Annotated in this window: 15 protein-coding genes; 13 read left to right on the top strand and 2 right to left on the bottom strand. The window is 71.4% G+C overall.

What is annotated here, in order from left to right; genetic code table 11:
* Positions 1–37: 37 nt before the first annotated feature.
* Entirely contained in the window at positions 38–1,060 is a 1,023-nt protein-coding gene (locus tag JOD64_RS33745; RefSeq protein WP_204941631.1) for an ArsR family transcriptional regulator, read from the bottom strand.
* A gap of 370 nt (positions 1,061–1,430) precedes the next feature.
* Here JOD64_RS33745 and ileS point away from each other — a divergent pair, with 370 nt between their 5' ends.
* Together ileS and JOD64_RS07840 are read left to right on the top strand one after the other, a co-directional pair.
* Complete coding sequence (ileS, locus tag JOD64_RS07845; RefSeq protein ID WP_204941630.1) at positions 1,431–4,601, top strand: isoleucine--tRNA ligase; 3,171 nt, start codon at positions 1,431–1,433, stop codon at positions 4,599–4,601.
* Between the two features lie 95 nt (positions 4,602–4,696).
* Complete coding sequence (locus JOD64_RS07840) at positions 4,697–5,386, top strand: lysophospholipid acyltransferase family protein (protein WP_204941629.1); 690 nt, start codon at positions 4,697–4,699, stop codon at positions 5,384–5,386.
* 7 nt (positions 5,387–5,393) lie between these two features.
* Here the strand turns inward: JOD64_RS07840 and JOD64_RS32890 are convergent, their stop codons facing one another.
* Positions 5,394–6,740: a hypothetical protein gene (locus JOD64_RS32890; protein WP_239559447.1), complete on the bottom strand. Its 1,347-nt coding sequence runs from the start codon at positions 6,738–6,740 to the stop codon at positions 5,394–5,396.
* 78 nt (positions 6,741–6,818) lie between these two features.
* Here JOD64_RS32890 and JOD64_RS07830 point away from each other — a divergent pair, with 78 nt between their 5' ends.
* From JOD64_RS07830 to JOD64_RS07780, 11 genes are all read left to right on the top strand, one after another.
* Entirely contained in the window at positions 6,819–8,867 is a 2,049-nt protein-coding gene (locus JOD64_RS07830) for a TIGR03960 family B12-binding radical SAM protein (RefSeq protein ID WP_204941628.1), read from the top strand.
* Between the two features lie 260 nt (positions 8,868–9,127).
* Positions 9,128–9,568, top strand: a complete 441-nt coding sequence (locus JOD64_RS07825) for a hypothetical protein (RefSeq protein ID WP_204941627.1) — start codon at positions 9,128–9,130, stop codon at positions 9,566–9,568.
* Positions 9,569–9,578: 10 nt separating this feature from the next.
* Entirely contained in the window at positions 9,579–11,075 is a 1,497-nt protein-coding gene (locus JOD64_RS07820) for a WXG100 family type VII secretion target (protein ID WP_204941626.1), read from the top strand.
* A gap of 10 nt (positions 11,076–11,085) precedes the next feature.
* Entirely contained in the window at positions 11,086–12,534 is a 1,449-nt protein-coding gene (mycP, locus tag JOD64_RS07815) for a type VII secretion-associated serine protease mycosin (protein ID WP_204941625.1), read from the top strand.
* Between the two features lie 148 nt (positions 12,535–12,682).
* On the top strand, positions 12,683–13,495 hold the full coding sequence (locus tag JOD64_RS07810) for a TIGR03936 family radical SAM-associated protein (protein WP_275581415.1): 813 nt from the start codon (positions 12,683–12,685) through the stop codon (positions 13,493–13,495).
* 131 nt (positions 13,496–13,626) lie between these two features.
* On the top strand, positions 13,627–16,698 hold the full coding sequence (locus JOD64_RS07805; RefSeq protein ID WP_204941624.1) for an Rne/Rng family ribonuclease: 3,072 nt from the start codon (positions 13,627–13,629) through the stop codon (positions 16,696–16,698).
* 116 nt (positions 16,699–16,814) lie between these two features.
* Positions 16,815–17,324 (top strand): hypothetical protein, encoded by a 510-nt coding sequence (locus JOD64_RS07800; protein WP_204941623.1) that lies wholly within the window; start codon positions 16,815–16,817, stop codon positions 17,322–17,324.
* Between the two features lie 166 nt (positions 17,325–17,490).
* Positions 17,491–17,805, top strand: coding sequence for a 50S ribosomal protein L21 (rplU, locus tag JOD64_RS07795; RefSeq protein ID WP_007464063.1), 315 nt, complete (start codon positions 17,491–17,493; stop codon positions 17,803–17,805).
* Between the two features lie 11 nt (positions 17,806–17,816).
* A complete protein-coding gene (gene rpmA, locus JOD64_RS07790) occupies positions 17,817–18,071 on the top strand; it encodes a 50S ribosomal protein L27 (protein WP_007464062.1) in 255 nt (84 codons plus the stop codon).
* Positions 18,072–18,165: 94 nt separating this feature from the next.
* Positions 18,166–19,641, top strand: a complete 1,476-nt coding sequence (gene obgE / locus JOD64_RS07785) for a GTPase ObgE (RefSeq protein ID WP_204941622.1) — start codon at positions 18,166–18,168, stop codon at positions 19,639–19,641.
* 70 nt (positions 19,642–19,711) lie between these two features.
* Complete coding sequence (locus JOD64_RS07780; RefSeq protein ID WP_204941621.1) at positions 19,712–20,161, top strand: GNAT family N-acetyltransferase; 450 nt, start codon at positions 19,712–19,714, stop codon at positions 20,159–20,161.
* Positions 20,162–20,168 lie beyond the last annotated feature (7 nt).

Genomic DNA, 20,168 nt, shown 5'->3' with positions numbered 1-20,168 from the left:
GGTGGTCGGGGAAACGAATTCGGATCCGGCCGAATGCTCAGGCCGAGGCGCTCACCGGCTCGTCGCCGATCAACTGCACCAGGGCCATACCGGCCGGTTCCAGCCCGTACAGCACCCGCCGGCCCACCCGACGGCGGTGCACCACGCCGGCGGTGAGCAACGCGGAGAGCTGCTCCGAGACGGTGCTCGGGGCCAGCCCGAGGGTGGCCGCGAGGCCGACGGTGGTGGCCGGCCGGGTCAGTGCCCGCAACACCTGGGACCGCCCGCGCCCGACCAGCACCGCCAGCCGGTCGATCGCCGGGTCGGTCGTTGGCTGGTCGGCGGTAGGCCGGTCGGCCAGCAGCACCGAGCCCCGGGCCTGGTACGAGACCGCGAGGATCTCGGAGTGGTCGGTGGAGAAGGTGAGCGCACCTCGGGAGAAGATCAACGGGATCAGCAGCAGCCGCTGGTCGACCGCGGTGAACTGCCCCTCGGACGGCTTGACCAGCGTCAGCACCGGCTTCTCCCAGAGCACCCGTTCGTGCAAGTCGGCCAGCAGCGCGTCCGGGCCGTGCGCGGCGAGCGCCCGCGCCCGGTGCAACACCTCCTCGTCCAGAGCGGCCCGCATCGCCGGCCACCAGGGCGCGATCGCGGCGTTCCAGTACGCCTGCAGGCCGTCGGCGAGCCGGTTCAGGGCGGCCTCCCGATCGGTGACGAACGGGCGCAGCCAACCCGGGAGGTCGTCGGGACGGTGGTAACGGGGGAGCTGCTCAGCGATCACCGAGGCCGGCGTGGCCCGGAGCACGGCCAACTCCTCGGCGATGGTCGGGTTCGCCGTCGGCGGCACCGGGCCCAGGAAATCCGGGTACCAGGCGCCGGTCGCCGAGTAGAGCTGGGCCGGGGCCGCCGCGGGCAGTTCGGCGAGCACCCGCCGGGCGTGCCGGGCCCAGCCGGTGTAGGGCCAGGGCGCCTCGTCCGGGTACCGGTCGAGGAGGTAGAGGCTGCACTTGGCCTCCCACAGTGGGCTGGTCGCGATCCGGGTCCGGGCCAGCGTGGGCTCGTCCAACTCGATCCGGATCACCCGGCCAGCCTAGGTGGCGGTCGGCGCACGGGATTACTCGGCGGGAGCGGTGGGCGGGTCGAGTATCGTTGAGCACCGTAAGGCGATGACCCGGCCATCACCGGTGAGCCTCCGGAAGAACAGCCGGGTGACCGGCCCAGTAGAACCGGACGGGTCCGGCCCGTCACAGCCGGTCAATGAGCGGGCGGTCGATCCTGACCGCCAAGCGGGGTGGTACCGCGGACCACCCGGGAACGCCGACTGAGGCGTACCCCGGAAAGGCTCGTCCTCGCAGACCCAGTGATGAGTGAGCTCGACGGTCTCCGGGGCGGGGCGCGGCGCCAGACGCGGCCGAGCCGGAGTCGTCGTAACGCGAGGAGAGCGACCCCCGATGGCCTATCCGATGCACGACCCGACCGCCGCCGGTGTCCCGGCGAGCCCGGACCTGCCCGCGGTCGAGCGGCGGGTGCTGGAGCACTGGACGGCCGACAAGACCTTCGAGGCGTCGGTCGAGGCCCGTCCGGCGGGCGACGACGGCAAGAACGAGTACGTCTTCTACGACGGCCCGCCGTTCGCCAACGGCCTGCCGCACTACGGCCACCTGTTCACCGGGTACGTCAAGGACGTGGTGCCGCGTTACCAGACCATGCGCGGGCGGCACGTCGAGCGGCGTTTCGGCTGGGACTGCCACGGCCTGCCCGCCGAGGTGGTGGCCGAGAAGCAGCTCGGCATCACCAGCAAGGCGGAGATCATCGACCTGGGCGTGGCCCGGTTCAACGAGGCCTGCCGCACCTCGGTGCTGGAGTTCACCCAGGACTGGGAGCGGTACATCAACCGGCAGGCCCGCTGGGTCGACTTCACCAACGACTACAAGACCCTCGACCTGGACTACATGGAAAGCGTCATGTGGGCCTTCAAGACCCTGCACGACAAGGGTCTGATCTACGAGGGCTTCCGGGTGCTGGCGTACTGCTGGCGCTGTGAGACGCCGCTGTCGAACACCGAGACCCGGATGGACGACGTCTACCGGGACCGGCACGACCCGACGCTGTCGGTGTGGTTCGGGCTGACCCCCGACGAGTCCGCCCCGGAGTTGCTGCGCGGCGCGGTGAAGCTGGGCGTCTGGACGACCACGCCGTGGACCCTGCCGTCGAACCTGGCGCTCGCCGTCGGTCCGGACATCGAGTACGCGGTGCTGGAGCACCGGGGTTCCCCCGACAGCGAGCGCAGTGGGGAGCGGTTCGTGGTCGGCGCGGCTCGGCTGGCCGCGTACGCCAAGGAGCTGGAGTCCTACGAGCAGGTCGGCACGGTGTACGGCCGGGACCTGGTCGGGCGCCGCTACACCCCGCTGTACGACTTCCTCGTCGAGCAGGCCGGCGAGAACGCGTACCAGGTGCTCGGCGCGGAGTTCGTCACCACCGAGGACGGCACCGGGATCGTGCACCTCGCCCCCGCCTTCGGTGAGGACGACCAGAACGTCTGCAACGCCGCGGGCATCCCCACCATCGTCACGGTCGACGACCACACCCGCTTCACCGCGATTGTCCCGCCCTACCAGGGTGAGCAGGTCTTCGACGTCAACAAGCCGGTGATCCGGGAGCTGAAGGAGCGGGGGGTGGTGCTCAAGCAGGACACCTACACCCACTCGTACCCGCACTGCTGGCGCTGCGACACCCCGCTGGTCTACAAGGCGGTGTCGTCGTGGTTCGTGGCGGTGACCCAGTTCCGCGACCGGATGGTCGAGCTGAACCAGCAGATCAACTGGACGCCCGGTCACATCAAGGACGGCTCGTTCGGCAAGTGGCTGGCCAACGCCCGGGACTGGTCGATCAGCCGGAACCGGTTCTGGGGCTCGCCGATCCCGGCCTGGAAGTCCGACGACCCGAACTACCCACGGTTGGACGTCTACGGCTCGCTGGCCGACATCGAGCGGGACTTCGGCGTACGCCTCACCGACCTGCACCGGCCGGCGGTGGACGACCTCGTCCGCCCCAACCCGGACGACCCGACCGGCAAGTCGATGATGCGCCGGGTGCCGGAGGTGCTGGACTGCTGGTTCGAGTCCGGGTCGATGCCGTTCGCCCAGGTGCACTACCCGTTCGAGAACGCGGACTGGTTCGAGCACCACTACCCGGGTGACTTCATCGTCGAGTACATCGGGCAGACCCGCGGCTGGTTCTACACGATGCACGTGCTGGCCACCGCGCTGTTCGACCGGCCGGCGTTCCGCAACTGCCTGAGCCACGGCATCCTGCTCGGCTCGGACGGGCGCAAGATGTCCAAGAGCCTGCGCAACTACCCGGACGTGTACCACGTCTTCGACGCGTACGGCTCGGACGCGATGCGGTGGATGCTGATGTCCTCGCCGGTGCTGCGCGGCGGCGACATGGCGGTCACCGAGACGCTCATCCGCGACGCCGTCCGGCAGGTGCTGCTGCCGCTGTGGAACGTCTGGTACTTCTTCACGCTCTACGCCAACGCGGACTCCCACACCGCTCGCCGCAGGACCGACTCGACGCACCTGCTCGACCGGTACGTGCTGGCTAAGACGAACGAACTGGTGTCGACGGTCGGCGCGCAGATGGACGCGTACGACATCTCCGGCGCCTGCGCCACCGTCCGTTCCTACCTGGACGCGCTGACCAACTGGTATGTGCGCCGCTCCCGGGACCGGTTCTGGTCCGGTGACGCCGACGCGTTCGACACGCTCTGGACCGTGCTGGAGACGCTCTGCCGGGTGGTGGCGCCGCTGGCGCCGCTGACCGCGGAGGAGATCTGGCGGGGGCTCACCGGGGAACGGTCGGTACACCTGACCGACTGGCCGGAGGCGACCGAGTTCCCGGCCGACCACGACCTGGTCGCCGCGATGGACGCCACCCGGGCGGTCGCCTCGGCGGCGCTGTCGCTGCGCAAGGCCAAGGGGCTGCGGGTACGACTGCCGCTGTCCAGGCTGACCGTGGCCTCGCCGGCGGCGGAGCAGCTGCGCCCGTTCGCCGACCTGGTCGCCGACGAGGTCAACGTGAAGGCGGTGGAGTTCAGCGCGGAGCTGTCCGCGTACTGCGAGCAGGTCCTGACCGTGGTGCCCCGGGCGCTCGGCCCCCGGGTCGGCAAGCAGGTGCAGCAGGTCATCAAGGCGGTGAAGGCGGGCGACTGGGAGTTGGTCGACGGCGCCCCGGTGGCCGCTGGCGTCACCCTCGCCGAGGGCGAGTACGAGCTGCGCCTGGTCGCCGCCGACGCCGAGCACTCCGCGCCACTGCCCGGCGCCGAGGGCGTGGTGGTGCTGGACACCGAGGTCACCCCGGAGTTGGCCGCCGAAGGGCTGGCCCGCGACGTGGTGCGGGTGGTCCAGCAGGCCCGCCGGGACGCCGACCTGGACGTCTCGGACCGGATCGTGGTGGCGGTGTCGGCATCCGAGGAGGTGCGTGCGGCCGTGGCGGCGTACGCCGACTTCGTCTCCGGGGAGGTGTTGGCCGACTCGGTGGACTTCGCCGAGGGCCTCGACGGCTTCGCCGGCGAGGTCGGCGAGGGCGAACGGGTAACGGTCACCGTCCGCCGCGTGTGAGGAAGGTGCGGGCGCCTCACCACCTCTGTCTGCGAGGTGTGGAGGCGTCCGCTACCGTGACACCGCCTGTCCGCACCTCATCTGCCGGAGGACCAGTGCCCCTGCTCTACACCATCGGCAAGCTCGCCGTGGGGCCCACGCTGCGGTTGGCGTTCCGCCCGACCGTGGAGGGGCTGGAGAACGTGCCGCAGACCGGCGGCGCGATCTTCGCCGGCAACCACCTCTCGGTGGCCGACGAGCTGTTCCTCGGCACGGTCGTGCCCCGGCATCTGGCGTTCTGGGCGAAGTCGGAGTATTTCAAGGGCGCCGGCGTGAAGGGCGCGATCTCCAAGTTCGTCCTCACCGGCCTGGGTGCCATCCCGGTCGAACGGGGCGGCGGTCGGGCGGCGCTGTCCGCGTTCGACGCGGCGATCCCGGCGCTCAAGGGCGGTGACCTGGTGGTGGTCTACCCGGAGGGCACCCGCTCGCCGGACGGGAGGCTCTACCGGGGGCGGACCGGGGCGGTCCGGCTGGCGACGTCCACCGGCGTGCCGATCATTCCGGTCGGCATGATCGGCACGGACAAGGCGCAGCCGATCGGCGCCCGGGTGCCCCGTCCCGGCACTGCCAAGATCACCATTCGGTTCGGCAAGCCACTGGACTTCACCGGTCGGCCGACCGACCGCGCCTCGCTGCGGCAGATGACCGACGAGATGATGAGTGAGATCCAGAAGCTCACCGGCCAGGAGTACGTCCCCCGCTACGCACCGCCGCGCGCCCACCCGGACCCGATCCGCGAGGCCTGATCCGACGTCAGCCCTTGGGCTGGACGATCTGAGCGCGCAGGGTGGCCAGCAGGGCGGCACTGTCGGCGACGGAGAGCCGGGTGAACACCCCGGTGGCGATGCTGCCGTAGTCAACCGAGGTGCAGACCACCACGTCGCCGCCATCGGACCGGCCGACCGCGCATCGTTCGTGCCGGCCCCGCACACCGGTGTCCACGCTCTCGGGGGCGTCCAGCGCGTAGCGCTCGGTGAGCCGGCTGATCTCGGCGTCCGCGTCGGACTCCGGGTTCAGCCGGAAGCCGGTGCCGCCGAAGACCGTCACCTGCTTGCCATGTGAGGTGGAGTAGACACCGGCGAAGGTGTCCTCGGCCAGCCAGTGCTCCTTGCGGACCTCGCTCTCCAGTTGCTGGGCGGTCTCCGCGCTGCGGTTGTCCTGGCGCAGGCTCAGGTCGTCCACCTGTGCGGGCAGTGCGGCCTGGGCCGGGTACTGGGCCGAGATCGGGAACCCGTAGTAGGCGGGGCAGCCACAGCAGCAGGCCAGGGTGAGCAGCAGGAACCACGGCCAGCGGCGACGTCGGCGCACCGGCACCGGCACGTACCCCTTGGGGGCCTGCCAGCCCGGCGGCGGCGCCACCGGCGGCGTGGCGGATCGACGGCCCCGGCGCTGCTTCGGCGCTGCCGGCGGCGGTGCGGGCGGCGACATCGGCCGGGCCGGGATCCGCGGCCCGGTGACCTGTGGTGGCCTTGGGGCGGCCGCCGGAGACACCGGATGCGACCCGACCGCCGGAGACACCGGGTGCGACCCGACCGGGGGAGCGGGCGGACCGGACCACTGCCGGGTCGCCGGCGGCGTCGGGTAGGGCACTGTCGGGGGCAGCGGGGGCAACTCGGCGGACGGCAGGTCCCAGCCGCCGGTGTCCACACCGGCCCACGGGTCGACCGGGGTCTGGTGCTCCGGCGAGCCGACCGGCACGGGCGGCGGCGGGGTCGGCTCGGCCGACTCGCCCCAGACCGGTCGGCGCGGCAGCGGCGGCGGCACCGGCGCCGAGCCGCTCCACCTGGGCGCCGGGGCCTCCACGGTGGCGGCGGCCTCGGACTGGCCCGAGGATTTCGGCTGCTCCGGAGTCTCCGGCTGCGTCGGGGGTTCCGGCTGGTCCGAGGGTTCCGGCTGCTCCGGAGTGTCGGGCTGCGTCGGGGGTTCCGGCCGGTCCGAGGCTTCCGGCTGGTCGGGAGTGTCGGGCTGCGCCGAGGGTTCCGGCTGGTCCGAGGGTACGGGTGGGGAGGTCGGCTCGTCGGCGGCCGCCGGATCCCGGTCCGGCTCCGCGCCCGGGGTGCTCCCGTCGGCCGGCCGTGCTCCCGGCTGGGGCTCGGGCATCGCGGCAATCTCCTCTCGCGCCGGTCCGAGGTTAGTACCGTGCCGCCACCGCCGGGCGGGCGCGTACCCTTGGGCATCATGAGTGCCACGTCCCCGACGCCGCGCGCGGCCGCGACCGACTCTCGCGACGACTCCAGCTCGGCGCCTCTGACGCAGCGCCGCGACCTGGAGCCGTCGGTCTGGTCCCAGCTCGAGCCGCTGCTGCCCCAGGTCTCCAAGCCCATCCAATATGTCGGGGGCGAGCTGGGCGCCGTGACCAAGGACTGGGGCGCGGCCACCGTGCGCTGGGCACTGATGTATCCCGACGCCTACGAGGTGGGCCTGCCCAACCAGGGCGTGCAGATCCTCTACGAGGTGCTCAACGAGCTGCCCGACACCCTCGCCGAGCGGACGTACGCGGTCTGGCCGGACCTGGAGACCCTGATGCGCACGCACGGCGTGCCGCAGTTCACCGTCGACGCGCACCGGGCGGTCCGCGACTTCGACGTGTTCGGCATCTCCTTCTCCACCGAGCTCGGTTACACCAACATGCTCACCGCGATCGACCTGGCCGGCATCCCGATGCTGGCGGCCGACCGCACCGACGCCGACCCGGTGATCCTGGCCGGCGGGCACGCCGCGTTCAACCCGGAGCCGATCGCCGACTTCATCGACGCCGCGGTCCTCGGCGACGGCGAGGAAGCGGTTCTGGAGATCACCGCGATCGTCCGGGAGTGGAAGGCCGAGGGCTCCCCGGGTGGCCGCGACGAGTTGCTGCTGCGGCTGGCGCGGACCGAGAGCGTCTACGTGCCGCGCTTCTACGACATCGACTACCTCCCGGACGGGCGGATCCAGCGGGTCGTGCCGAACCGGGCGGACGTGCCGTTCCGGGTGCACAAGCGCACGACGATGGACCTGGACGCCTGGCCGTACCCGAAGAAGCCCCTCGTCCCGCTGGCCGAGACGGTGCACGAGCGGTACGCGGTGGAGATCTTCCGGGGCTGCACCCGGGGATGCCGGTTCTGCCAGGCGGGCATGATCACCCGTCCGGTGCGGGAACGGTCCATCACCACGGTCGGCCAGATGGTCCGCGAGGGCCTGGAGTTCTCCGGCTTCAACGAGGTGGGCCTGCTGTCGCTCTCCTCGGCCGACCACTCCGAGATCGGTGACATGTGCTCGGGCCTCGCCGAGCAGTACGCGGGCACGAACGTCTCGCTGTCGCTGCCGTCGACCCGGGTGGACGCCTTCAACATCGACCTCGCGCAGGAGCTGTCCCGCAACGGGCGGCGGACCGGCCTGACCTTCGCCCCGGAGGGCGGATCGGAGCGGATCCGCAAGGTCATCAACAAGATGGTGACGAAGGAAGACCTGATCCGCACCGTCGTCACCGCGTACACCAACGGCTGGCGGCAGGTGAAGCTCTACTTCATGTGCGGCCTGCCCACCGAGACCGACGAGGACGTCCTCGAGATCGCGGAGATGGCCCACGAGGTGATCAAGGCCGGTCGGGCCGCCACCGGCTCCAAGGACATCCGCTGCACGGTCTCCATCGGTGGGTTCGTGCCGAAGCCGCACACCCCCTTCCAATGGGCGTCGATGGAGCGTCCGGAGGTCATCGACCACCGGCTGAAGATCCTCAAGCAGGCGATCAACTCGGACCGCTCGCTGGGCCGGGCCATCGGCTACCGCTACCACGACGGCGAGCCGTCGCTGATCGAGGGGCTGCTCTCCCGGGGCGACCGTCGGGTCGGCTCGGTGATCCGCAAGGTGTGGGAGAACGGCGGTCGCTTCGACGGTTGGAGCGAGCACTTCTCGTACCAGCGCTGGGTCGACGCGGCTGCTGAGACGCTGCCCGCGTTCGGGGTGGACCTCGACTGGTACACCACCCGGCAGCGCGAGGAGCTGGAGGTCCTGCCCTGGGACCACCTGGACTCGGGCCTGGACAAGGACTGGCTCTGGCAGGACTGGCAGGACTCGGTCAGCGAGTTCGAGCAGGACGACTGCCGGTGGACGCCCTGTTTCGACTGCGGCGTCTGCCCATCGATGGACACCGAGATCCAGATCGGCCCCACCGGTAAGAAGCTGCTGCCGCTCACCCCGTTGGGCGGCAGCGGCATGAAGGTCCCGGCAGCCGGCCACTCCCACTGACCGCCCGTCCAGGGCAGCGCCGGGCGGCGATGCACCACTAAACTCCACATCCGACATGTCACCCAACGGGTCCGCGTCTCGCGGGCCCGTTGGCGCTGGTCGGCCTGCACAGCCCGCAACGGTCGACCCCGCGACCCTCGTCGGCATCGACGACGACTGCGCGGTGTGACGGTGGCTGGGGCTGCCCCGACTGGGTCAGACTCGATACGCTGCGTCTGACATGGACCGACCCGGTGGGTCGGGAACGGGGGAGGAAGCTGATGGGGACCATTCCGCCGCCGAACACCGGCGATCTACAAGTCAGCGTCGAGGACCTGGACGCCGCGGCGGCGTACGTCGAGCGGCTGAAGCAGTACGTCGACGACACCATCCTTTACGAGATGGAACGCGTCAAGGAGCGGATGAAGGGCGACAGCAACAACGCCCAGACCGTCCCGAACGGCACCCCCTTCGGCGCCTACGAGGACGCCCGCATGCAGTGGCAGGCGCTGACCACTTCCACGGCCAACATGGAGATGCACCTCAGGACGCTCTCCCAGAATCTCGCCGGGCTGAAGCAGGGCACCGAGGACATCGCCAAGGCGTTCCGTAACACCGAAGCGCGCAACGCCGCCACCGGCAAGGAGATCGAGCGGCTGCTCGAGTCGGCGGCGCCGCCGCCTGCTGCCGGCGGCGCGCCCACCTACCCGTACACGGCCTGAGGGGGACGTCATGGCTGAAGGAAGCTGGGAGCGGTGCGTCCGCGAGGTGACGCTCTCCGCCGACCCGGAGACGGTCGGATCGGTCGGGCAGGGGTGGGGCAACCTCTCCTCCGGCCTGACGCAGCTGCGGGACGCGCTCGTCGGCCGATCGTTCGTCGGCCCGATCGCCACAGGTCAGGAGCGCCCGCACGTCGGTGGCCTGCCCGGGATGCTCGCCGGTTGGAAGGGCAGCGGCGGTGACGCCTACCGCGAGCATCTGGGTCAGATCGGTAAGCAGATCGAGGATCTGATCACCGATTCGACGAACGTCAGCGGCGCGTTGGCGCGGATCGAGACGGACATCCGCAAGGTGGTCGCCACGATCCCGGTCCCGCTGATGGACGACTTCGGCATCAACAACTGGAGCCTGCCCAACGGCACCGACCTCGGCGACGCCCGGGACGGCGAGAGCGCGTCGGGCTTCCTCGCCGCGCTGCGCAAGGACTACCAGAGCAACCCCGGGTCGTACGCCGATGGCGCGTTCCGCGACAAGGCCGACGACCTGGAGGCGACCATGAAGGTCGACGGCCAGGCCGACGACCACAAGCGGGGCGGCTGGTGGGACACCAAGGACCATCTCGACAACTGGTACAAGGACAACCAGCAGGCGGCGAACACGGCGATGTCCCCGCTGCCCGCGGCCGTGTACTCCGAGCGTCCGAAGCTGGTGGTGGGCGAAGCGCCGCCTCCGGAGCCCCCTGAGAGGATTTCGGACGACTTCCGACCCGACGATCGGGTGCCGCCGAACGGACGACCCAACATCGGCGGCGGGTTCGACACCGGCGGTGGTCCGGACATCGGCAGCAGGCCGCCCGGCATCGGCGCCGACCTCACTGGCGGGCCGACGTCCAAGGGGGGACCGTTCTCCCCGCCCCCGTCCAGCGGGCTCGGCGACGGCTCCACCGGCGGCGGCGCCGGTTCGTTGAAACCTCCGCCCACCGGTTCGGGATATCCGGGTGTCGACGACGGCTACAGCACCGGTCTGGCTGGCGCCGCGCCCAGCAGCATTGGCGGCGGATACGGCGGCGCGGGTGGCGGCCTCGGCAGTGCCGGCCTCGGTGGCGCCGGCGGCGGTTTCGGTGGCGGCGTTGGTGCGGGCGGCGGGATCGGGTCCGGCGGCGGGATCGGGTCCGGCGGCGGTGCCGGCGTGGGTGGCATGGGTGGCATCCCCGGCATGGTGGGTGGCGGCAACGGCAAGGTGCCTCCGATGACGAGCGCGGCGAACGCGCTGCGCGCCGCCACCGGCGCGGGTGCGGGCGCGGCCGGCGCCGGCGCCGGCATGGCGGGCGGCGCGCGTGGCGGTGCCGGGATGGGGGGCGCCGGGATGGGCGGCGGCATGATGGGCGGCGCGGGCGGTGCCGGGCACGGCGGTGGTGGTGGTACGGGCTCGGAGCACTCGTCGTGGTTGACTGAGGACGACGATCCGTGGGGTCCTGGTGACGGGGCGTCCCCGGGCATCCTGCGATGAGGACGAACGGATGACAGTGAACGTCGGAGCGATCCGACCGGCCGCGGCCTGCCTGCTGGCGGGGCTCCTGGTGCTGGGGGCCGCCCAGCCGGCGGTCGCGGCACCTCGGCGAGCCGAACAGTGGTATGTGGACGAGCTGCGGATCGAGCAGGCGCACAAGCTGTCCACCGGGCGGGGCGTGGTCGTGGCCGTGCTCGACACCGGCGTCGACGCCAACCACCCGGACCTGAAGGGGCAGGTGCTCCGAGGTGGCCGCAGTGACGGCGGCAGCGGAGATGGACGGACCGACACGCACGGGCACGGCACGCACATGGCCGGCATCATCGCGGCGACGAACGCCAGCCCGGACGGCGTGGACGGCATTGCCCCCGGTGCGAAGATCCTGCCCATCAAACTGGACGCCTCCAGGGATGAGGCTGCGCCGTATGACGCTGCGCCGGTCAGCCTCGGCATCCGGATGGCTGTCGACGGTGGCGCCAAGGTGATCAACATGTCACTGGGTAAGCCGTCGGCCGCCACCCCCGCAGAGCTCAGCGCCATCCAGTACGCCCTGGATCACGACGTCGTCGTGGTGGTCGCCGCCGGCAACACCGCCAAGGGCAGCACCAAGGTCGATGCTCCCGCCAACGTCCCCGGCGTGATCGCCGTGACCGGGACGACCCGGGGCGGCAGGTTCTGGTCCGGGTCGGTCCAGGGTCCGGAGGCGGTGATCGCCGCGCCCGGTGATGACATCTACAACGCCGGCCGTGACAACGGCTACGGCTGGGGTGACGGCACCTCCGACTCCACGGCGATCGTCGCCGGCATCGCCGCGTTGATCCGATCGAAGTACCCGAACCTCGACGCCCCCAATGTGATCAACCGGATCATTCGCACCGCCCGGGACGCCGGTCCCGCCGGCCGCGACCCGCAGTACGGCTTCGGCCTGATCGACCCGGTGACCGCACTGAGCGCGAACGTGCCGCCGGTCACCGCGAACCCGCTGCTCGACCCGACCGCCGCGACCGCCGACCCGGCGCCGACGCAGACCGCGGACGCGGCCGAGGAGTTCGACGTCACCCAGCACGGCGACCGTGGTGGCCCCACGGACCAGCAGGTCATGGTGATCGTCATCGGTGTCGCCGTGGTGCTGGTGCTGGTGTTGGGGCTGGTGGCGTTCCTGATCTGGAACCGACGTCGGTACCGCCGAGAGGCGGCCCTGGCGGCCAACGTCCCGGACCACCTGCTCGACCAGGAGCCCCCCGGCGGTTACCCGCCACCCGGCGCTGGTTACGCGCCGCCGTCCGGTTACCCCCCACCTCCGGGGTACGCACCACCCGGTGGTGGATACCCCCCACCTCCGGGGTACGCCCCGCCCGGTGGTGGATACCCCCCACCGTCCGGCTACGCGCCGCCGGGTTACGGCCCGCCGGGAGGGGCGCCGCCGCCGGCCCCGCCGGGGAGCGGTAACCGGTCCTGATCATGATGGCCGGCCGGACGACCTTCGGGTCTCCCGGCCGGCCATCGGCGTTCCGGCACGTGATCATGGTGGTGTCGACCGGTTTGAACCGGTTCGCCAGGGCCGGACGGCCGCCCCGGATGCGTACCGTCACGGGCCCTGCGCCAGGATGGGCGGACACGCAGGTACACCCGAGGAGCCCACGATCGCCAAGAAGCCTCAACCCGAGGGCGGCCAGGCGCCGGTCGTCCAGCGCGTCCGCATCCGGTACGCCAAGCGCGGACCGTTGCGGTTCACCTCGCACCGTGACTTCGCCCGGGCGTTCGAGCGTGCGCTGCGCCGGGCCGCCGTACCTGTCGCCTTCTCCCAGGGTTTCCACCCGCACCCGAAGATCTCCTACGCCAGCGCCGCGCCCACCGGGGTGGCGAGCGAGGCGGAGTACCTGGAGATCGGTCTTCAGGCGGCGGTCGACCCGGAGCAGTTGCGGGCCGCGTTGGACGCCGCGCTCTCGCCGGGGCTGGACGTGTTGGACGCCGTGATCGCCGAAAGCGGCAACCTTCCGGACCGGATCGAGGCGTCGCACTGGCACATCGAGTTGCCCGAGGTCGACACGGCGGTCCTTCGCGCCGCGGTCGACGCTTTTGTCGCGGCCGAAGAGGTGCTGGTGGAGCGGATGACCAAGCAGGGGCGACGCACTTTCGACGCCCGAGCGGCCGTGATGTCGATCGATGTCCTCGCGCCAACGCCGACGCCTTCCGGGGCGCCGGCCGTACCGTGTGCGATACTCGAACTGGTCGTGCGGCAGGTCACCCCGTCCGTACGGCCCGATGACGTCCTTTCCGGCCTCCGCGTGGTGGCCGACCTGGAGCCGCCGGTTTCGCCGAGGGTGACCCGGCTGGCTCAGGGCACGTTGACCGCGCAGGGTGCGATCGTGGATCCGTTGGATGCGGACCGCGGCGGGGCAACCATCGTTGGGCACTGACCGACGGTCCGTGCTCTGGCAGGCAGACTTCGGCGGTCGCGCACCACGCGCGCCCGGCGGAAACACTTTTGCGGCGACCCTGCGTGGCAGCGCTCACACGCGCCCGGGGTAGCCAGAACTGGAGAACGTCCATGCTCGAGAACGAGCCCGAGGGCGGCGAACGGACCGGTTCACAGCCGGCCGGTGAAACCGCCGACCAGAGCACCACTGCCGACGGCGCTGCCGTCGCGACCCCTACCACGGCTGTCGGTTCAGCCCCGGCGGACCCGGTCGACGCGGAGAGCGCCGAGCCTGCCGCGCCGGTGCGGCGCACCCGGGCGACCCGGCGTCGGGCCGCCCCGCTCAACCAGCCGGAGCAGACCGACGTGCCGATCGAGGCGCCCACCGGCGACGCCGGCGGTGCCGAGTCGCCGCAGGCGGAGGTCTTCGCCCCGGTCTCCGGCGACCTGGACGTCGCCCCGAAGACCCCCCGGCGCCGCCGCAAGGCCACCCCCGTCGAGACGACCGCCGAGGAGCCGCTGGTCGCGGCCTCCGCGGAGGCGGCCTCGGCCGAGGTGGTTCCGCCGGTCAAGGTGACCCGTACCCGGCGTAAGAAGGCCACACCGGCTGCCGTCGAGGAGCCGCCCGCGGTCGAGGAGCCCGTCGCCGAGGAGCCGGTCGCCGTCGAGGAACCGGTCGCCGCCGAGGAGCCGGCGGAGTCCGACCTGCGCGAGGCCGAGGCCGAGTTGAACGACACGGAGGCCGTCCCGAGCGCGACCGCCGCCGAGCTGGCCTGGACCAGTGGCGCGCAGGAGCGCTCCGGTGAGGTGCCACCGGGTGCCGCCGTCTCCGGTGTGACCGATGAACCGAACGACGAGGTCGAGCCGGAGCAGCCGCGTACCCGTCGTCGGCGCGCCGCCCTCTCCGCACCCACCGTGCTGTTCATGGCGCCGCAGCCGGACGCCGTGCCGGTGACCCGCCCGGTCGAGCCCGCCCCGGTCGCCGAGGAGCCGGCAGCCGAGGAGGCCGCAGAGCCGTCCCGCCGCCGCCGGCGTGGTCGCCGCGAGGTCGAGCCGGTCGAGGTGATCGAGGTCGAGGAGGAGCCGACCGAGGAGGCCGAAGAGGCCACCGAGGCGGATGAGGACGACGAGGACAGCGCCGCCGCGCGCCGTCGCCGCCGGCGTGGTCGCCGCGGCCGGGGCCGGGGCAAGGGCGGGGCCGACGACGCCGAGGACGAGGAGTCCGAAGAGGCGGCGCAGGTTGAGGAGGAAGAGACCGCCGAAGTCGAGGCCGAAGGCGACGAGGACGACGAGGCCGAGGGCGGGGACGGCTTGACCCGTCGCCGCCGGCGTCGTCGCCGCCGTGGCGCCGGCGACACGGAGGGCGCCGCCGACGACGGCGTGCCGACCGTCGTGAAGATCCGCGAGCCGCGCCGGACCGTCGACGAGGTGCAGGGCGTGTCCGGCTCGACCCGGCTGGAGGCCAAGCGCCAGCGCCGTCGGGACGGCCGGGAGCAGCGGCGTACGCGACCGCCGATTCTCAGCGAGTCGGAGTTCCTGGCGCGCCGGGAGGCCGTCGACCGCGTGATGGCGGTCCGGCAGCGCGGTGACCGCACCCAGATCGCCGTCCTGGAGGACGGCGTGCTGGTCGAGCACTACGTCACCCGCAACTCCTCCGGCACGATGGCCGGCAACGTCTACCTCGGCAAGGTGCAGAACGTGCTGCCGAGCATGGAGGCGGCGTTCGTCGACGTCGGCCGGGGTCGCAATGCGGTGTTGTACGCCGGTGAGGTCAACTGGGACACCTCCGGTCTGGAAGGGCGGGCCCGCTCGATCGAGCAGGCGCTGCGCTCCGGCGACTCCGTGCTGGTCCAGGTCACCAAGGACCCGATCGGGCACAAGGGCGCTCGGCTGACCAGCCACATCGCGCTCTCCGGCCGGCACCTGGTCTACGTGCCCAACGGCAACGCCTCCGGGATCAGCCGGAAGCTGCCGGACAACGAGCGCAAGCGTCTGCGGGACGTGCTCAAGAAGCTGGTACCGGACGGCGCGGGCGTGATCGTCCGTACGGCCGCCGAGGGTGCCAGCGAGGACGAGTTGGCTCGTGACGTCAAGCGGCTCCAGGCCCAGTGGGAGGACATCCAGGCCAAGGCCGCCGAGGGTGGCGCCCCGGCGCTGCTCTACGGGGAGCCGGACCTGGTCATCCGCGTGGTCCGTGACCTGTTCAACGAGGACTTCCGCGAGCTGGTGATCGAGGGCGAGCAGTCGTACGACATCGTCGAGTCGTACCTGTCGCACGTCTCCCCGGATCTGGTCGACCGGGTGCGCCGGCACGTCGGCACGAGCGACGTCTTCGCCGAGTACCGGATCGACGAGCAGATCATCAAGGGTCTGGACCGCAAGGTCTTCCTGCCCTCCGGCGGCTCGCTGGTGATCGACCGTACCGAGGCGATGACGGTCGTCGACGTCAACACCGGCAAGTACACCGGCTCCGGGGGCAACCTGGAGGAGACCGTCACCCGCAACAACCTGGAGGCGGCGGAGGAGATCGTCCGCCAGCTCCGGTTGCGCGACATCGGCGGCATCGTGGTGATCGACTTCATCGACATGGTGCTCGAGTCGAACCGTGAGCTGGTGCTGCGCCGACTCACCGAGTGCCTGGGCCGGGACCGCACCAAGCACCAGGTCACCGAGATCACCTCGCTCGGTCTGGTGCAGATGACCCGTAAGCGGATCGGCGCGGGCCTGCTGGAGGCGTTCAGCGAGACCTGCGAGTGCTGCAAGGGCCGGGGCGTCATCATGCACACCGAGCCGGTGCCGGAGAAGCCGCGCCCTGCCGGTGCGGGGGAGAAGGTCAAGGCGGTCGCCTCGTCCGTGGCCGCCGCTCCGGCCACCGAGCAGGGCACCGCGTCGTCCCGTCGCCGGGCGCGTAAGAACGCCCCGGTCGAGCGGGCGGCGGTCGAGGTCGTCGACACCGACACCAGCGCCGTCGAACCGGACGCCGACTACCAGGACACCATGGGCTACGACCTGTCCCGCTACGAGTCGGACACCGCCGCCGCGCCGGCGATCTCCGACAGCCAGCAGGGAGAGTCGGCTCGACTGGCTGCGGCTGACGACCCGGACGCGCTCGCCGATGGTGAGGGCGACGAGGAGAGCGCCGAGGGTGGCGCCGGCCGTCGCCGTTCACGCCGAGGTGGCACCCGTCGGCGGACGCGCCCCTGACCGCCTGACCGGCAAAGTGTTTGGTGAGGTCCCTTCCCCGGCAAAGACCGGGGGAGGGACCTCGCCGTTCCGGCCACCCCGGTCCAGGATCAGCCGTCCCGGGTCAGGAGAAGAAGATGCGTCGTCTGCTCGCCGTCACCGCGCTGGTCACCGTGCTCCTCGGCGCGGCGGGCTGTGCCGCCGACCGGCCAGGCGCCGGGGCGGGTCCGACCGGTGGGACCACCGGGGGCTCCGGTCCGGCGGCTGGTGTCACCTACCCCGGAGCCACCGCCATGCCGGCCAGTGGCGGTGCGGCGGGGGTTGCCCCGCAGGTCTGCGCCGCAGCCCAGCAGGCCAGCACGACCGCCCTCCAGACGTACGTGGCCGAGTTGGGTCAGATGATCGCGGCGGTGGGTGCAGGGGACAGCGGCACGGCCGAGGCTGCCCGCAGGCGGGCTGAGGCGGCGCTGGCCGGCTGGCGGACCCAGTTGCGGGAGCAGTCGGAGCGGGCCACCGATCCGCAGCTCAAGACTCTGCTCACCGACATCGGCACCGAAGTGGCCGCGCTCGGCGCGGACGTCGAGTCGATCGACGAAACCGAGCTCGACCGGCTCCAGCAGCGCCTCGACCAGCTCTGCGCGCGCTGACCAGGGCGGGCCGGTTTGGGGTCCGGGCCAACAATGGCGTACTCTTGCCTGCGGCGCACTTTTGGTGTGCCGAGTTCCCGTGTGCCCGCGCCGCCGTGCACTGCTACCCGGCGAGCCGCCGCGGGGACGACCGCCAGCAGCCTCAACGACAGGGAGTCCGCCTCCGATGTACGCGATCGTCAAGACCGGCGGCAAGCAGTACAAGGTCGCCGAGGGCGACGTGATCGAGGTCGAGAAGCTCACCGGTGCCCCCGGTGACGCGGTGAAGCTCACCGCGGTGCTCCTCGTCGACGGTGACGACCTGGTGACCGACGCGGCGAAGCTTGCCGAGGTCGCGGTGTCCGGCGAAATTGCCGCGCACACCAAGGGCCCGAAGATCCGGATCCACAAGTTCAAGAACAAGACCGGCTACCACAAGCGCCAGGGTCATCGCCAGCCGTTGACCCAGGTCAAGGTGACCGGCATTTCCAGCGGGAAGTAGGTCGTCCTCCAATGGCTCATAAAAAGGGTGCGTCCAGCTCGCGTAACGGTCGTGACTCCGCGGCCCAGCGACTCGGCGTGAAGCGCTTCGGTGGTCAGGTCGTCAGCGCCGGTGAGATCATCATCCGGCAGCGTGGCACCAAGTTCCACCCCGGTGACCTGGTCGGCCGTGGCGGCGACGACACGCTGTTCGCGCTGTCCGCCGGTGCGGTCCTGTTCGGCACCAAGCGCGGTCGTAAGACCGTCAGCATCGTTCCGCAGCAGTAGTTCTCGGGCTAAGCGGGCCGCGGACCTCCGGGTCCCGGCCCGCTTAGTTTTTTTTCGAAGTGCGGGGTTGGACCTCGCTGGAAGGATTGACGCCGTGGCAACGTTCGTTGACCGGGTCGTTCTGCATCTGCAGGCCGGCGATGGCGGGCACGGTTGTGTCTCGATCCACCGCGAGAAGTTCAAGCCGTTCGGCGGGCCGGACGGCGGCAACGGCGGGCACGGCGGCAGCGTGTCGCTGGTGGTCGACCCGCAGGTGACCACGCTGCTCGACTTCCACTTCCATCCGCACGTCAAGGCCGACAACGGCAAGGGCGGCGCTGGGTCGAACCGGGACGGGGCCAACGGTCACAACCTGGTGCTCAAGGTGCCCAACGGCACCGTGGTGCAGACCTCCGACGGCACGGTGCTGGCCGACATGGTCGGCGCCGGCACCACCTTCGAGGTGGCCCGTGGTGGGCGTGGCGGGCGGGGCAACGCCTCGCTGGCCAACGCCAAGCGCAAGGCTCCGGGTTTCGCCGAGCTGGGCGAGCCGGGCGACCAGTTGGACATCGTGCTGGAGCTCAAGAGCGTCGCCGACGTGGGCCTGGTGGGTTTCCCGTCGGCCGGCAAGTCGTCGCTGATCTCGGTGATCTCCGCGGCCAAGCCGAAGATCGCCGACTACCCGTTCACCACCCTGGTGCCCAACCTCGGTGTGGTCCGGATGGACAACCACACCTTCACCGTCGCGGACGTGCCGGGTCTGATCCCCGGCGCGGCGACCGGCAAGGGTCTGGGCCTGGAGTTCCTGCGGCACATCGAACGCTGTGCGGTGCTGGTGCACGTCATCGACTCGGCGACCCTGGAGCCCGGGCGTGACCCGGTCGCCGACATCGACGCCATCGAGGCCGAGCTGGCCGAGTACGGGGCCGGGCTCTCCGAACGGCCCCGGCTGGTCGCCGTGAACAAGGTCGACGTGCCGGACGGCCGGGACCTCGCCGAAATCGTGCGCCCCGACCTGGAGGAGCGCGGCTACCAGGTGTTCGAGGTCTCCGCCGCCACGCGGGAAGGCCTCAAGGAGCTCACCTACGCGATGGCCGAGCTGGTCGAGGCGGAGCGCAAGGCCGCGCCGCCCGCCGAGCCGACCCGGGTCGTGATCCGTCCGATCGCCGTGGACGACGACGGCTTCACCATCACGGCCGAGGCGGACGGTTCGTTCACCGTTCGCGGTACCCGGCCGGAGCGTTGGGTCAAGCAGACCACCTTCGACAACGACGAGGCCGTCGGTTACCTGGCCGACCGGCTGGCCCGGCTCGGGGTGGAAGACAAGCTGGCCAAGGCCGGCGCGCAGCCCGGGGACCTGGTCCGGATCGGTGAGCGCGAGTTCGACTGGCAGCCGACGCTCTACGCCGGCGTGGACTTCGTACCCGGCAACCGGGGCACCGACGTCCGCCTGGAGGAGAAGTCGAACCGGCTTTCTGCGGCGGACCGGCTCGCTGCCCGCAAGGCTCGCCGGGTGCGGTCGGCGGACGAGGTCGGTGCGGACTCGTCCGACGACCTCGACGACATCGACGACGAGGACGACGCCGAGTAGCCCGTTGCGCTCCGTGATCGGGTTGATTTCCGGAAACCTTCGCGAAATCCTCCGGTCCTAGCGTGGGGTGATGCTGATCGAGTCCCGGCCTGCCATCGATCCGGAGATCGCCGCCCTGGTCATCGCGCAGCAGCGTGAGCTGCGCGAGGCCGATGGCGGACTGGATGGGCAGGTCTTCGTCCCCCACGACGACGTCCGCTACCTTGCGGTGGTGGTGAACGGGCGGGCGGTCGCCTGCGGAGCGCTCCAGTCGATCGACGCCGAGACCGGCGAGGTCAAGCGGATGTACGTGCGGCCCGCGTACCGGGGGCGGGGCATCGCCCGCCAGTTGCTGGCCGCACTGGAGGAGTGCGCGTTCCGGCAGGGGCACTCGGTGGTCTGCCTGGAGACCGGGACCTACCTGCCGGCGGCGATCGCGCTGTACACCTCGTGTGGCTACGACCAGATCCCGGTCTTCGGCGAATACGTGGGCAACCCGTACAGCATCTGTTTCGCGAAGCGGCTTCCGGTCGCGGCCTGAGCGCGGG

The organism is Micromonospora luteifusca, from assembly GCF_016907275.1.
GTDB classification, from domain to species: domain Bacteria; phylum Actinomycetota; class Actinomycetes; order Mycobacteriales; family Micromonosporaceae; genus Micromonospora; species Micromonospora luteifusca.
Note: the sequence above shows the minus strand (reverse complement) of the source record. Positions and strands in the feature narration are given on the sequence as shown.

Excerpts from the sequence above, each read along its gene's own strand:
- JOD64_RS07800 (WP_204941623.1), top strand. The coding sequence starts at position 16,815 with ATGCGTCGTCTGCTCGCCGTCACCGCGCTGGTCACCGTGCTCCTCGGC.
- ileS (WP_204941630.1), top strand. The coding sequence starts at position 1,431 with ATGGCCTATCCGATGCACGACCCGACCGCCGCCGGTGTCCCGGCGAGC.
- JOD64_RS07825 (WP_204941627.1), top strand. The coding sequence starts at position 9,128 with ATGGGGACCATTCCGCCGCCGAACACCGGCGATCTACAAGTCAGCGTC.
- JOD64_RS32890 (WP_239559447.1), bottom strand. The coding sequence starts at position 6,740 with ATGCCCGAGCCCCAGCCGGGAGCACGGCCGGCCGACGGGAGCACCCCG.
- rpmA (WP_007464062.1), top strand. The coding sequence starts at position 17,817 with ATGGCTCATAAAAAGGGTGCGTCCAGCTCGCGTAACGGTCGTGACTCC.
- JOD64_RS07805 (WP_204941624.1), top strand. The coding sequence starts at position 13,627 with ATGCTCGAGAACGAGCCCGAGGGCGGCGAACGGACCGGTTCACAGCCG.
- JOD64_RS07820 (WP_204941626.1), top strand. The coding sequence starts at position 9,579 with ATGGCTGAAGGAAGCTGGGAGCGGTGCGTCCGCGAGGTGACGCTCTCC.
- JOD64_RS07780 (WP_204941621.1), top strand. The coding sequence starts at position 19,712 with ATGCTGATCGAGTCCCGGCCTGCCATCGATCCGGAGATCGCCGCCCTG.
- JOD64_RS07810 (WP_275581415.1), top strand. The coding sequence starts at position 12,683 with ATGGGCGGACACGCAGGTACACCCGAGGAGCCCACGATCGCCAAGAAG.
- rplU (WP_007464063.1), top strand. The coding sequence starts at position 17,491 with ATGTACGCGATCGTCAAGACCGGCGGCAAGCAGTACAAGGTCGCCGAG.
- JOD64_RS07830 (WP_204941628.1), top strand. The coding sequence starts at position 6,819 with ATGAGTGCCACGTCCCCGACGCCGCGCGCGGCCGCGACCGACTCTCGC.
- mycP (WP_204941625.1), top strand. The coding sequence starts at position 11,086 with ATGACAGTGAACGTCGGAGCGATCCGACCGGCCGCGGCCTGCCTGCTG.